The sequence below is a fragment of the Streptomyces sp. P5F9 genome, assembly GCF_057961495.1.
In genome coordinates, this window is sequence record NZ_JBXVPZ010000261.1 from 1 (window position 1) to 13,333 (window position 13,333).

13 protein-coding genes and 2 pseudogenes are annotated in these 13,333 nt (G+C 70.1%); 10 read left to right on the top strand and 5 right to left on the bottom strand.

What is annotated here, in order from left to right:
- A partial coding sequence (locus tag AC31A1_RS32380; RefSeq protein ID WP_489656749.1) for a carboxylesterase family protein occupies positions 1-119 on the bottom strand: 119 nt, incomplete at its 3' end.
- Positions 120-391: 272 nt separating this feature from the next.
- On the opposite strand from AC31A1_RS32380, the gene AC31A1_RS32385 reads away from it, so the two are divergent.
- The 7 genes from AC31A1_RS32385 (at position 392) to AC31A1_RS32415 (ending at position 8,811) form a co-directional block, all read left to right on the top strand.
- A complete protein-coding gene (locus AC31A1_RS32385; RefSeq protein ID WP_489656737.1) occupies positions 392-1,405 on the top strand; it encodes a hydroxyacid dehydrogenase in 1,014 nt (337 codons plus the stop codon).
- A 120-nt stretch (positions 1,406-1,525) separates the two neighbouring features.
- Positions 1,526-2,617 (top strand): LacI family DNA-binding transcriptional regulator, encoded by a 1,092-nt coding sequence (locus AC31A1_RS32390; protein WP_489656738.1) that lies wholly within the window; start codon positions 1,526-1,528, stop codon positions 2,615-2,617.
- 223 nt (positions 2,618-2,840) lie between these two features.
- The gene (locus AC31A1_RS32395) at positions 2,841-4,172 is read left to right on the top strand and encodes an ABC transporter substrate-binding protein (protein ID WP_489656739.1); all 1,332 of its coding nucleotides are present in this window, start codon (positions 2,841-2,843) and stop codon (positions 4,170-4,172) included.
- Between the two features lie 10 nt (positions 4,173-4,182).
- Positions 4,183-5,067: a carbohydrate ABC transporter permease gene (locus AC31A1_RS32400; protein WP_489656740.1), complete on the top strand. Its 885-nt coding sequence runs from the start codon at positions 4,183-4,185 to the stop codon at positions 5,065-5,067.
- The gene (locus AC31A1_RS32405) at positions 5,067-5,972 is read left to right on the top strand and encodes a carbohydrate ABC transporter permease (protein WP_489656741.1); all 906 of its coding nucleotides are present in this window, start codon (positions 5,067-5,069) and stop codon (positions 5,970-5,972) included. The genes AC31A1_RS32400 and AC31A1_RS32405 overlap by 1 nt, the downstream gene beginning before the upstream one ends.
- Complete coding sequence (locus AC31A1_RS32410; protein ID WP_489656742.1) at positions 5,969-7,567, top strand: glycoside hydrolase family 43 protein; 1,599 nt, start codon at positions 5,969-5,971, stop codon at positions 7,565-7,567. The genes AC31A1_RS32405 and AC31A1_RS32410 overlap by 4 nt, the downstream gene beginning before the upstream one ends.
- A 200-nt stretch (positions 7,568-7,767) precedes the next feature.
- Entirely contained in the window at positions 7,768-8,811 is a 1,044-nt protein-coding gene (locus AC31A1_RS32415; protein ID WP_489656743.1) for a LacI family DNA-binding transcriptional regulator, read from the top strand.
- Positions 8,812-9,095: 284 nt separating this feature from the next.
- Here AC31A1_RS32415 and AC31A1_RS32420 read toward each other — a convergent pair whose 3' ends face one another.
- Positions 9,096-9,749, bottom strand: a complete 654-nt coding sequence (locus tag AC31A1_RS32420) for a ThuA domain-containing protein (RefSeq protein ID WP_489656744.1) — start codon at positions 9,747-9,749, stop codon at positions 9,096-9,098.
- Positions 9,750-9,865: 116 nt separating this feature from the next.
- Positions 9,866-10,507, bottom strand: coding sequence for a hypothetical protein (locus AC31A1_RS32425; protein WP_489656745.1), 642 nt, complete (start codon positions 10,505-10,507; stop codon positions 9,866-9,868).
- Between the two features lie 84 nt (positions 10,508-10,591).
- Here AC31A1_RS32425 and AC31A1_RS32430 point away from each other — a divergent pair, with 84 nt between their 5' ends.
- Positions 10,592-11,227: a VOC family protein gene (locus tag AC31A1_RS32430; protein ID WP_489656746.1), complete on the top strand. Its 636-nt coding sequence runs from the start codon at positions 10,592-10,594 to the stop codon at positions 11,225-11,227.
- A 68-nt stretch (positions 11,228-11,295) separates the two neighbouring features.
- Positions 11,296-11,718, top strand: a complete 423-nt coding sequence (locus AC31A1_RS32435) for a VOC family protein (protein WP_489656747.1) — start codon at positions 11,296-11,298, stop codon at positions 11,716-11,718.
- On the opposite strand, the gene AC31A1_RS32440 is transcribed toward AC31A1_RS32435, so the two are convergent.
- Together AC31A1_RS32440 and AC31A1_RS32445 are read right to left on the bottom strand one after the other, a co-directional pair.
- The gene (locus AC31A1_RS32440; protein ID WP_489656748.1) at positions 11,715-12,413 is read right to left on the bottom strand and encodes a helix-turn-helix domain-containing protein; all 699 of its coding nucleotides are present in this window, start codon (positions 12,411-12,413) and stop codon (positions 11,715-11,717) included. The genes AC31A1_RS32435 and AC31A1_RS32440 overlap by 4 nt on opposite strands.
- Positions 12,414-12,423: 10 nt before the next feature.
- Positions 12,424-12,968: pseudogene (locus AC31A1_RS32445) on the bottom strand (helix-turn-helix transcriptional regulator); the annotation flags it as partial.
- Between the two features lie 144 nt (positions 12,969-13,112).
- On the opposite strand from AC31A1_RS32445, the pseudogene AC31A1_RS32450 reads away from it, so the two are divergent.
- Positions 13,113-13,333, top strand: a pseudogene (locus tag AC31A1_RS32450) (NmrA family transcriptional regulator); the annotation flags it as partial.

A 13,333-nucleotide genomic window follows, 5' to 3' on the forward strand; every position in this document is an offset into this window, starting at 1 on the left:
GGGCCGATGGGAGGTGCCGCGTAGGGGATGCCCCGGAAGACCGCGATCCCGTTCTCGTACCGGCCGCGCACCGCCCCGTAGGGGGTGCCGACCACGGGGTTCATCTGCTCTGCCCTCATCTGCCCACCAGCTCCTCGCCACGCTCGTGAACCACGCTCATCAGAGCATCACATCGCGCCCGGCTATTCCGGCGGACGAACTCCGCCGGCCGGGTCATGCCGCACGACGTCACCTGCCTCCGGTCCCGGAACCGATCGAAATATTTCCGCGCTCGGGGTCCCTTCTCACCGATTGACCCCCGCTCCACGGCAGATCTACGGTAGAAGACGTTTTCAGAAAACGTTTCCGACATCGTTCTCACGTCGTACTCACGCCGCACTACTGGAGGGTCATGCCCAGCGCCCAGCCGCCGAGGGCCGTGTTCGCCATGGATCCGGTGCACCTGCCCCTGCTCTTCCCCTCACCCCTGATGGACCGGCTCCGGCAGACCGCCGAGATCGAACCAGGGCTCGTCGTACGGGACTTCGGCGCACCCGAGGCCGCCCGGGCCCTGGCCGAGGCCGAGGTCCTGATCACCGGGTGGGGCTGCCCGCACCTCGACGCCGACGCGCTGGCGGCGGCACCCCGGCTGCAGACCGTGCTGCACGCGGCCGGTTCGGTCCGTTCGCTGGTCGGCGAGGCTCTGTGGGAACGCGGGGTGACCGTCTCCAGCGCGGTCACCGGCAACGCGCTCCCGGTCGCCGAGTACACCCTCGCGATGATCCTGCTCGCCGGGAAGGACACCTTCGCCCAGCGGGAACGCTTCCGGCACACGCACACGTACCCGACGCCCGCCGAGACCGCGCCGATCGGCAACCTCGGCCGCCGGATCGGCGTCATCGGCGCCTCCCGCGTGGGCCGCAGACTCCTGGAACTGCTGCGGCCGTACGACTTCGAGGTCCTGCTGCACGACCCCTACGTCAGCGTCACCGAGGCCGCCGCGCTGGGGGCCGAACTCCTGCCGCTGGAGCATCTGTTGAGCGACAGCGACATCGTGAGTCTGCACGCCCCGGACATCCCCGAGACACAGCGCATGCTGGACCGCGGGCGGCTCGCGCTCATCCGGGACGGCGGGGTGCTGATCAACACCTCACGGGGCGCACTGATCGACCACGACGCCCTCACCGACGAGCTGTTGTCCGGCCGGCTGACCGCGATCCTCGACGTCACCGAACCCGAGCCGCTGCCCCCCACGTCCCCGCTGTACAAACTGCCGAACGTCTTCCTCACCCCGCACATCGCGGGCTCCCTCGGCAACGAGCTGGCGCGGCTCGGCGGCATCGTCGTCGACGAGCTGGAGCGCTTCGCCGCGGGCCTGCCGCCGGCCCACGAGGTACGGCACGCGGACCTGGCCCGTGTCGCCTGATCCGCGCCGTCCACAGGCCGGCCCACCGGGAACGACCTTGGGATACGGTTTCCGGACCGGCGCCGGTGCGGGCCCCAGGGCGCCCGGTGGAAACGCGGTCACGGTGAAGGAGTCGCTACGGTGAGTCAGCGCAAGGCGTCGGGCGACATCGGCCGGGCGACCATCCGGGACGTGGCGGAGCGCGCCGGGGTCTCCGTGGCGAGCGTCTCGCGCGTGCTGTCCGGCAACTACCCGGTGTCGGAGGAGCTGCGCCGCCGGGTGATGAAGGTCGTCGGCGACCTGGACTACGTCACCAACGCGCACGCCCGCTCCCTCGCCGGCGGCGGTACGCCCACGGTGGCCATCCTCATCAACAACATCACCGGCGCGGCATTCGCCCACGTGGCCAAGGGAGTTGAGGGCGCGGCCACCCTGCGCGGCTGGCTCTCCCTCGTCGGCACGACCGGCGACGACCCGGAGCGCGAGCTCGCCCTGGTCAACCTCATGCGCCAACAGGGCGTCGCCGCCGTGGTGTTGCTCGGCGGGGCGTACGACGTCGACGAATACCAACTCCGCATGGCCCGCTTCGCCCGCTCCCTCGACGCGGCGGGCTCGCACCTCGTGCTCGTCGGCCGCCCGCCGCTGGAGGGCGACGTCCCGGCGACGACGGTCGACTACGACAACGAGGGCGGCGCCTACGCCATGGCCAGCCACCTCCTCTCGGCCGGCCACCGCCGCGTCCTGGTCCTCCCCGGGCATGCCGAACTCACCACCGCACAGGGCAGGTCGAGGGGCGCGCAACGGGCCTTCGAGGCGTACGGCGTGCCGTTCGACCCGGGGATGGTGCGGCACGGTCCGTACGACTACGAGCACGGGTACGAGGCGGTGGAGGACACCCTGAAGGAGGGCGTGGACTTCACCGCGGTGCTCGCGGGGACCGACGTGGTCGCCGCGGGCGCCATGCAGGCACTGCGCGCGGCCGGCCTGCGGGTGCCCGAGGACGTGTCGATCGTCGGCTACGACGACATCCCGCTCGCCTCCCAGCTCACCCCTCAGCTCACCACCGTGCACGTCCCGTACGAGGAGATGGGCCGGGTCGCGCTGCGTGCGGTGGCGGACCGGCGCGAGGGCGGCGGGACGGGCCGGCGCAGAAGCGGCGACGGCGACCATCTGGTCCTGGGCACGCATGTCGTCGTACGGAACTCGGTACGGCCGCCTGCCCGACGGGACTAGCGCAGCACCCCTGCGGGACTGGAACGGCACCCCTGCGGGACTGACATGGCACACGGAACCAGGGCGTTACGTAACCGGTTTCTCTCCTAATCCCCTGGCCAGAGGGGGTCTGTCCAGGGCGATCGAAACAACTTGCTGCACGCCTCTTGCTCCGAACAGGCCATCCTGCCTACCTTCCCAGCAACCGGTTTCTACCTCTTCTCTTCCGAAGGAACACGGTCTGATGAACTTCACCAGCCCCCGGAGAAGGTTCGCTCGTGCAGCCGTCGCGGGCCTCGCACTGACAGGTCTGCTCTCCGCCTGCGGCGGATCCGGCTCGGGAGACAAGGCGTCTTCCGGCCCGGTCACCCTCCCCTTCTGGGGCTGGGCCAACGGGCAGGACGCGGTCGTGAAGGCGTTCAACGCCGCGCACAAGGACGTCAAGCTCAAGTACACCAAGGTCACCGACCAGCTGACGATGCAGAAGCAGCTGACCAACGCGGTCAAGGCCGGCAACGCGCCCTGCCTGGTGCAGAACACGGCGGAGTACGTGACCACCTGGGTCTCGCAGGGTGCGCTCGCCGACATCTCGAAATACGTCTCGGCCGACAAGGCCAAGTTCAACGCGGGCTCGTGGGCCAGTGCGCAGGTGCAGGGCAAGTCCTATGGCGTGCCGACCAGTTCGGCCCCCGCGTTCACGATCTACCGCACGGACGTCTTCACGAAGTACGGCCTGAAGGCCCCCACGACCTGGGACGAGTTCATCGCCGCGGGCAAGGTCCTGAAGAAGCACGGCATCAAGATCACCAACTTCGCCGGTGAGGACCCGAGCACCCTGGAGGTGCTCGCGATGCAGGCGGGCGCCCATTGGTACGCCATCGACGGCAACTCCTGGAAGGTGGACTTCCAGGACGCGGGCAGCCTCAACGCGGCCCAGGTGATCCAGGACATCATCGACAACGACCTCAACTCCAAGCTCTCCTTCGCGGATTACGCGGCCGTCCAGCGCAACTACGACAACGGCGGCACCGTGACCCGGCAGATCTCCACCTGGCAGATGGCGGGCATGGTGCAGAACTTCACCAAGTCCGACGGCAAGTGGGCGCTGTCGCCCTGGCCGACTTATCCGGGCGAGGCCGCCAAGACGCCCGCCGGAACCAACCAGAGCGGTGGCGTCACGCTGGTGACCAAGCAGTGCGCGCATCAACAGCAGGCCGCCGAGGCCGCGTTGTGGATGTCGACCAACACGGGTGCGGTGAAGACGATGGCGAGCCCGACCACCGGCAACGGTGTGATGCCGGCGCTGGCCGACAGCAACGCGTACGTCGCCGAGTCGATCTCCGACAAGCTGCTCGGGACGAACTACGAGCCCGCGAAGAAGGTCGTCACCGACAGCCTGGACACCGTCACCTCGGACTGGGTGTTCGGCCCGGACTGGACCGCGATGTTCACCGAACTCCAGACCGGCTGGGCGAAGGTGATGAACAAGCAGGAGAAGGTCACCGATCTGCTGGCGCACATGCAGGAGTGGACGGTCAAGGACCTGAAGTCCCGCGGTATCAGCGTCAAGGGCTGAGGCGGCGCCGATGATCCGCTCCCAGCGCTGGAAGGGCGCCGCCTTCACGGTGCCCTTCCAACTCGGCTTCGTCTTCCTGTACTTGATACCGATCGGGTACGCCGTCTACGAGTCGGTGTTCGTGGAGCACCAGTCCGGGCTCGGCCTCGGCGGCTCCACGCAGCGGTTCTCCGGCCTGGACAACTACCAACAGGGCCTGACCGACTCGGCGTTCATGAACTCGGTGCTGCGCGTGGTGCTGTTCGCGTGCGTGCAGATCCCGGTGATGCTGCTCGTCAGCCTGCTGCTGGCGCTGTTCCTGGACGCGCTGTCCTCGAAGGTCGCGGGCCGCTTCCGGATCTTCCTCCTCGTCCCGTACATGATCCCCGGAGTGGTCGCGGCGATCGTGTGGATCAACCTCTACAGCCCGGACGTCGGCCCGTTGACGCCGCTGGGCAAGGTGTTCGGGCTGTCCTGGAACTTCTTCGCGCCCGCGATGGTCTGGCCGTCCATCGGCAACCTGCTGACCTGGCACGGCATCGGCTACAACATGGTGATCATCTACGCCGCGCTCCAGGGCGTGCCCCGCGACCTGTTCGAGGCGGCCCGCCTCGACGGCGCCTCCGAGTTCCGGGTCGCGACGAGCATCAAAGTCCCTTACGTACGCGGGGCGTTGGTGCTGACCGGGATGCTCTCGATCATCCAGATGCTGCAGATCTTCAATGAGCCGGCGCTGTTCCGGAACGTCACCCCGCAGACGGTGAACGACAGCTTCACGCCCATCATGATCATCTACAACCAGGCGTTCAACGCGGGCAACTACCACTACGCGGCGGCCCTTTCGGTCCTCCTCGCCCTCATTCTCGGCCTCGCCTCCTTCCTCTTCTACCGGCTCACCGCGAAGGAGGCCGACTGATGACCCTCACCGAAGAACGCCGGAACGCCCATCAGGTCCGGCGCCTCAACAAGCCCGATCCGGCGGCCCGTTCACGCGGCGGCCAGCGTTTCCTGCTCGTCGGTCTGGTCCTGGCCAGCGCCTACAGCCTGTTCCCGGTGTGGTGGCTGATCGTCGCCGCGACCAAGGACCGCACGGGCCTGTACCAGAGCAACGGCCTGTGGTTCTCCGGCATGCACCTGTGGGTGAACGTGCGTCAGGTCTTCACCTACGAGAACGGCATCTTCCTGCGCTGGACCGCCAACTCGTTCCTGTACGCGGGAGTCGGCTCCCTCGGCGGCACGCTCATCGCCCTCGCGACGGGCTACGGCCTGGCACGCTTCGAATTCCCGGGCCGCAGCGCGGTGTTCGCGTGCGTGGTGGGCTCGTTCCTGATCCCGATCGCGCTGCTCACGCTCCCGCTGTACCTGATGTTCTCGAAGATCGGCCTGGTCGACACCCCCTGGGCGATGCTGATCCCCTGCCTGATCAACCCGTTCAGCGTCTACCTCGCCAAGGTGTACACGGAGGCCACGGTCCCCTTCGAACTCCTGGAGGCGGCACGCCTGGACGGCGCGGGCGAGCTCCGCATCTTCTTCAGCATCGTGCTGCGGATGATGACGACGGGCGGAGCGACGGTCTTCCTCCTGGCCTTCGTCAACACCTGGAACGCCTTCTTCCTCCCGCTGACCGTGCTGCGCGGCGAGGAGAACTGGACGCTCAACCTCGGCCTCTACAACTGGTCCGGCAAACGCATGGAGTCGGGCGTCGACCTGACGAGCCTGGTCCTCACCGGCGCGCTGCTGTCGATCGTGCCGATGGCCGTGATGATGGTCGCGATGCGCCGCTACTGGCGTACCGGGGTCACCCTGGGAGCCCTCAAGTGACCTTGCTGCACAACCCCGTTGTCCGCGGTTTCGCCCCCGACCCCTCGATGGTCAGGGTCGGCGACTGGTACTACGTGGCGACCAGTTCCTTCGAGTGGTTCCCCACGATCCCGATCCACCGCTCCCGCGACCTGGCCGACTGGCAGTACGCGGGCCACGTCCGGGGCGCGATCCCCGGCGACTCCCTGGCCGGCGTCCCCGACTCGGGCGGCGTCTGGGCACCCTCGCTGAGCTGGGGCGGCGAGCGCTTCTGGCTGACGTACTCGGTGGTCCGCTCGGTCGGCACTCCGTACTTCGACCTGGACACCTACGTCACGACGGCGACGGACGTATCCGGGAAGTGGACGACACCTAGGCGGGTGGCAAGCCATGGGTTCGACCCGGCGCTGTTCCACGAGGAGGGGCGACTCTGGCTGCTCAACCTCCAGAACGACTGCCGCCCCGGCGGCCACCGCTTCGCGGGCATCGTCGCGACAGAGCTGGACCGCGACACACTCGCCCCGACCGGCGTGACCCATCTGCTGCTCCAGCACGAACGGCTCGTCGAGGGGCCGAAGTTGGTGCGCCGGGGCGACTGGTACTACCTGTTGCTCGCGGAGGGCGGCACGGGGTACGAGCACGGGGTGCGGGTGGCACGCAGCCGTACGGTCACCGGCCCGTACGAGCTCGACGACCGCCCCTTGCTGACGTCACGGGACGACCCGTCGCTGCCGCTGCAGAAGGCGGGCCACGGTGAACTGGTCGAACTGCCCGGCGGTGACTGGGTGTTGAGCCATCTGGCGGCGCGACCGGTCCAGACACCGGAGGGGCCGCGGTGCACCCTGGGCCGGGAGACCGCGATCCAGGCGGTGACTTGGGACGCGGACGGCTGGCCGAGACTGCGGCAGGGCGGCCGGCATCCGGCGGTGGAGGTGGACGTACCGACGCGTCGCACCGCCCCGCCGGCCCAAGTCCCGGATACGGACGAGCCGTTGGGCTGGCCGTGGAGCAGTCCGCGCGCATACCCGGACCCGTCCTGGGCCGACACCACCGCCCGCCCCGGCTGGATTCGACTGCGCGGGCGGCACGGGCCGGAGTCGCGGTGGGCGCACAGTCTGCTCGCCCAGCGGATCACGGAGCATCGCGCGGAGGCCGAAGTCACGGTCGACGCACGACCGTTGACGTTCACGCAGGCGGCGGGGCTGGTGCTGTGGTACGGCGCCGAGGCGTATCTGAGCCTGCATCTGACCTGGGCGGAGCCCGAGGGCGAGGGGCAGCGGGGGCAACAGTGGCGGGACGGCGGCGGGCGTACGGTGCTGAGCCTCGTGGAGCGGGACGAGGGCGGCACGCGGCAGGTGGCCGTCGTAGAGGTGGATGTCCGTTTTCCCGTGGCGCTGGGGGTGACGGTCGAGGGGGCCGAGGCGCGGTTCTGGTGTGTGCGGAACGGGGTGCGGACGGCGGTCGGGCCGGGGCTGGACTTCAGTCGGCTGTCCGACGACTACGGGTCGCGGCTGCGGTTCACCGGGGCGATGGCGGGCATCCATGCGTGGGATCTGGTGGAGGGCGCCTTCACGGCGGACTTCGCGAATTTCCGGCTGACGTGTAGAGCAGAGTGACCTGTAGGTGACGCTTTCTCCCTTGTTCGGGACTTCGAAAGATCGGGTCGGCTTCATCACGTGAATTCCCTGGTCTTCCCGCCGTGATGACGCGCACCTATCGTAGGAAGCGCTTTCTAAATGGCGGCGATCGAGTCGGGGAAGCAGCGCTGGTCGGAAACTTTCGATGGCCCTCGGGCGGGCTGGAGAGGCGGTACCCGATGGTCCGTACGGGGAGCGCGAGCGTGACGGCGGGGCCCACGTTGGCGGTCGTGGCCCGGGAGGCGGGGGTGTCCGTGCCGACCGCGTCCAAGGTGGTCAACGGCCGGGAGGACGTGGCGCCGGAGACGCGGCGGAGGGTGACGGAGGCGCTGGAGCGGCTCGGGTATGTGCGCAGGCCCAGGTTCGACGCGAGCAAGGCGCCGGGGATGGTCGACCTGGTCGTGCACTCGCTGGACAGTTCGTGGTCGGGGGCGGTGCTGCACGGGGTGGAGGAGGCGGCGTACGAGGCCGGTCTTGAGGTGGTGGTCTCGGCCGGGCTGACGCGGACGCGGGCCGACCGGCCCGAACGGGGCTGGCTGGACAAGCTGGTTGGCCGGGGTTCGTCCGGAGTCCTGTTCAATCTGGCCGAGTTGACGCCGTCCCAGTACTCCTGGCTCGACCAGCACCGCATCCCGTTCGTGATGATCGACCCCGTGCACGAACCGCCGCCGGGCGTGGTGTCGGTCGGCGCGGCCAACTGGCAGGGCGGGGTGACGGCGACCGAGCATCTGCTCTCCCTGGGCCACGAACGCATCGCCGTCATCGCCGGCCACCGCCACAAAATGTGCAGCAGCGCCCGCGTCGCCGGATACCGCTCCGCGCTCGCCGCCGCGGGAGTTCCGGTCCGCCACGAGTACATCCGCCACGGCGGCTTCGACCAGTCCATGGCCCGCACCCGTATGCGCGAACTCCTCGACCTGCCCGAGCCGCCCACGGCTGTCTTCGTCTGCTCCGACCGGATGGCGCTCGGGGTCTACGAGGCCCTGGCGGAACGGCGGTTGAGCGTCCCGGACGACATCAGCGTGGTCGGTTTCGACGACCTTCCCGAGGCTCGCTGGGTGACTCCGGCGCTGACCACGATCCGTCAGCCGCTCTCGGAGATGGCGGCGACGGCGCTGCGGTTGCTGGTCCGGCTGATGGACGGGGACCGGCCGGAGGGGACCCGGACGGAGTTGTCGACGCGGTTGGTGGAACGCGGTAGTACGGGGGTGCCGGGCGGGTAGGCAGCGCGCCCGTACAGGACGGTGAGAGGTGGGCCGCCGCGCCGCCGAGCGGATCCGGGACGAGATGAGCGCGCTGCCGGGAGCCGAGCAGACCATTCCCCTGCTCGAAAGGCTCCGCCGCTCAGCCTCGCAGCGAAGCTGAAGTCCATCGAAGCGAGTGCGCGCCGACTCCGGATTTCCCTGAACCCGCGCCGCCTGCCTGCGCGCAGGCAAGGAGAGGGTCCAACGTCGGTGAAGCGCTCCGACCTGGCCGGATGGGAGCTGGACCCCTTGGAACAGATCATCTAGCCCAGCCGCGCCGCCCAGTTGATCCCGCCCAGCAGATGTGCGCGGAAGTCCGGGTCCTCGTAGGCCTCCGAGGCGTGGCCGAGGGCCGTGTAGAAGACCCGGCCGGCGCCCTTCTCGTGGCACCACGCGAGGGGGTGGTCGGCGCCCATCCGGCCGCCCTCGTAGGAGGATTCGTCGGCTGAGACGAGGACGTGGACCGAACTCCGGGGACTGGTGCGGAAGTCGTACCACTCGTCGGTGAACTTCCATACGGCGGGCAGGTGTTGTGTGGCCGGGTGGGTGCGGTCCTCGATCAGCGCGTTGCCGGGCTGGTATGCGGGGTGCCGGTCGAAGCGGGCGCCCAGGAGGTCGCCGTAGTACGGCCAGTCGTACTCGGTGCAGGCCGCCGCGTGGACGCCGACGAAGCCGCCGCCCGACTCGACGTAGGCGGCGAGGTGTTGGCGGCCCGTCGGTGTCAGTACCTCGCCGCTGGTGGAGAGGAAGACGACGGCCGCGTAGTCGTCCAGGGGGCGTTCGAAGGCGGCCGGGTCCTCGGTGGCGTCCACTTCGAAGGGGCCGAGGGTACGTACGGCGATCACCGCGGCCGGGATGGAGTCGTGGCGGTAGTCGGTGGTGCGGGTGCAGACGAGGAGGCGGGGCGCGGCAGCCATGCGGCGCAGCCTATTTCACGGACCGAGCTTCTCAGACCGGGCTTCTCGGACTGAGCCCCATGGACCGGGCTTCGCGGACTGGGTTTCGCGGACCGGGCCTCCTTTGCGCCGTGTGCTCAACCGCCCTTCCCCACTTCGTTGTTGGGCGCCCCGTCCCCGTTCGTGGGCAGGTCGCCGCGTTCCACGGGGGCGGCCGTGCGGGCGGGCGGGAGGATGACCGGGAGTTCGCTCTTGTACGGGCGGCGGAGCGACTGGGCCGACTTGCGCAGGACTTCGCGGGTCACCTTGCCCTGTTCGGCGTCGACGTGCACGAGATGGCCCTTCTGCGCCATGACGTACTCGATCGTTCCGCCGCCGGTGCGGTACCAGGCGTTCCCGTCGCGTACGCAGGTCATGTGGCTGCTGAACGCCGCCTGTGTCGTGCAGTTCCCGTCGGTCATCGTGCCCGGCTCCACGCGCAGGGTGATCACCGCGCCGGTCTTCAGGTCCATGTACGCGATGGAGAGGCCGACGTCCGATACGCCGACCGACTGCTGGGCGAGGGTGAATCCGGGCGGGTCGATGACGTGGACGAGGTCGGGGTCGAAGCCCAACGACCTTGCGCGGGAGGCGATTTCGGCCGACGTGGCGGTGACGGGGGAGGACGAGGCCTCAGGGGTTCCTGCCCCCGCGTCCGCCTTCTCGGTGCCGCAGCCTGCGAGCAGGAGGGACAGCGCGGGGAGCAACAGCAGCGGCAGGGCGCGCACGGCACGGATCATGTGCCCATCCTGCCGTACAGGTGTTCCACAGTTGAGGGACTTTTCCCTCCTGCGGTACGGTCCCGCCGCGTAGCCTCGGTGGGGATGAACGCTCTTCCCGCACGCCTCGACCATCTCGTCCTCGCGACTCCCGAACTGGCGGTGACGGTCGCCGACTTCACCGAGCGCACGGGCATAGCGCCGGTCGCGGGCGGTGCCCATGTGGGGCGCGGAACCCGCAACTACCTTGTCTCGCTGGGTGGTTCCCGTTACCTGGAGATCATCGGTCCGGACCCGGAACAGCCCGAGCCGTCGGATCCGCGGCCCTTCGGCGTCGACGGGCTCGCCGTCGCCCGGACGGTGACCTGGGCGCTCTCCCCGCCCGACCTGGACACGGCGGTCGCGGCGGCCCGGGCCCAAGGGTACGACCCCGGGCCCGTGCGGGCGATGAGCCGTCGGCGGCCCGACGGCACGCTGCTGGAGTGGCGGCTCACCGACGGGGACACGGCGCATCCCTCCGGTCTGGTGCCGTTCCTCATCGACTGGAGTTCCTCGCCCCACCCGACGACCGCCTCGGGCCTGCCCGTCGCACCCCTGCTGGAGCTGACCGCGACGGCACCGGTCCCGGACGAGATCCGTCCGTTGCTGTCGGCCGTGGGGGCGGAGCTGGCGGTGACGGCGGGGCCGGTGGGCCTCTCCTTCACGGTGGACACCCCGCGCGGACCCGTGACCTTCAGCTGAACGATGCGCCGAGCGCGGTGTCCGATTCCTTCAAGACCGGCCGACCCGGCCCCGCCTACCGTTGCCCCATGACTCCACGATTCGACGCGATCGGCCTGGTTGTCTCCGACATGGCCGCCTCTGTCGCCTTCTACCGTCGGCTCGGGTTCGGGTTCCCCGAGGATGCCGAGAGCCAGCCGCACACCGAGGCCCAACTGCCCGGCGGACTACGGCTGTTGCTGGACACGGAGGACACCGTCCGCTCGTTCCACCCGGGTTGGCGGGCACCCAGCGGCAGTGGTCGGGCCGCGCTCGCCCTGCTCTGCGACGACCCCGCCGAAGTCGACCGGGTCTACGGGGAGTTGACCGGCGCCGGGCATCACGGCGAACTCAAGCCCTGGGACGCCTTCTGGGGCCAGCGGTACGCCGTCGTGCACGACCCCGACGGCAACGGCGTGGATCTCTTCGCCCCGCTGAGTCCCGCACCGAGCCCTGCGCCGAGCCCTGCCTAACCGGCGCGGCCGAGCAGCTGCCCCAGCGGCATCCCCGCCAACTCCCTGACGTCCCGGGCGAGATGGGCCTGGTCCGCGTAACCGGACCGGGCCGCCGTCTCCGCGAACGGGACTCCGGCGCGGGCCAGCGCGAGGGCGCGTTGCAGGCGCAGCACCCGGGCGAGCGTCTTGGGGCCGTAGCCGAACGCGGCGAGGGATCGGCGGTGCAACTGGCGGGCGCCGAGGCCGAGTTCGTCGGCGGTGGCGGCGACGGGGCGGCCGGTGTCGAGGGCCGCCACGAGGTGTCGTAGCAGCGGATCGGGTGGGGGCACGTCCGCCGCGCGTTCCAGTGCCGTTTCTTCCAGCCCGGTCGCGGGGTCGGGGGCCGTGGAGACGCGGGCGGTGAGGCGGCGCACCGTCGCGGCGGGCCAGAGGTCGGTGAGGTCGACCCGGCGGTCGCGGAGTTCGTGTGCGGGGACGCCCAGGTAGGTGGGGGCGGTGCCGGGGCCGAAGCGGATGCCTGCCCAGTGCGCGGGCACGGTCCCGGGGACGTACGCGCGCGTGTCGGGGCCCGCGACCAGGAGGCGGCCCTCGTTCCAGAGGAGGTCCATGCAGCCGTCGGGCAGGACGGGGTGGACCGGGCCGGCGGTGGAGGCCTCGATCGTACGGCTCCAGACCACCGCGCCCGGCAGCCGGGACGCCCTCTCCACGTACACGCCGAGAAGGCTACGCCGATCGCGTCCGGTGCTCCTGCGGGCTCACGCCGTAGACCCGCTTGAAGGCGCTGGACAGGGCGAACGCGCTGCCGTAGCCGACCTGCCCGGCGATCGCGCCGATGGTGTCCTCGGTGTCGCGGAAGCGGTCCGCCGTGAGGGCGAGGCGCCACGCGGTGAGGTAGGACATCGGGGGCTCGCCGACCAGGTCGGTGAAGCGACGGGCCAGGGCCGCGCGGGAGACGCCGGCCTTGGCTGCGAGGAAGGCGACCGTCCAGGGGTGGGCAGGTCGTCCTGGAGGAGGCGCAGGACCCTGCCGACGACGGGGTCCGCGAGTGCGCGGTACCAGGCCGGGGCCTCTGCCTCCGGGCGGGAGAACCAGGCCCTCAGGGCGGTGATGACGAGGAGGTCGAGGAGGCGGTCCAGGACGACCGCCTGGGCGGATCCGTCACGGACGACCTCGTCCATGAGGAGCGGGGTGAGCGGGCACTCCCACACGTCCGAGGGGAGGGAGAGCAGCGGCGGGAGGGCGTCCAGGAGGCGGCCGTTGATCTCGCCTGCGCGGATCATGAAGGCGCCACGCGCGCGTGGGCCCTCCGGAAGGCCTGCCAGGGCGTCCGTGTGGCCGGCGTAGACGGGCGATTGTGGGAATGAACCGTGCGGCGATGGTCGATGCTCGCACGCAGGCGTTGACTGGACGGCATGGCACAGAATACGCGGAACATGACGATTGTGGTGACCGGCGCTTCGGGGCGTACCGGGCGCCGGGTGGCGGAGGCGGCACAGGCGGCGGGGCTGACCGTGCGGGCGGCCTCGCGGGCGCGGGGGTTCGACTGGGCGGACCGGTCTACGTGGGCGGAGACGTTGCGGGGTGCCGATGCGGCGTATCTCGTGTATCCGTCGGACGTCGGGGCGCCGGACGC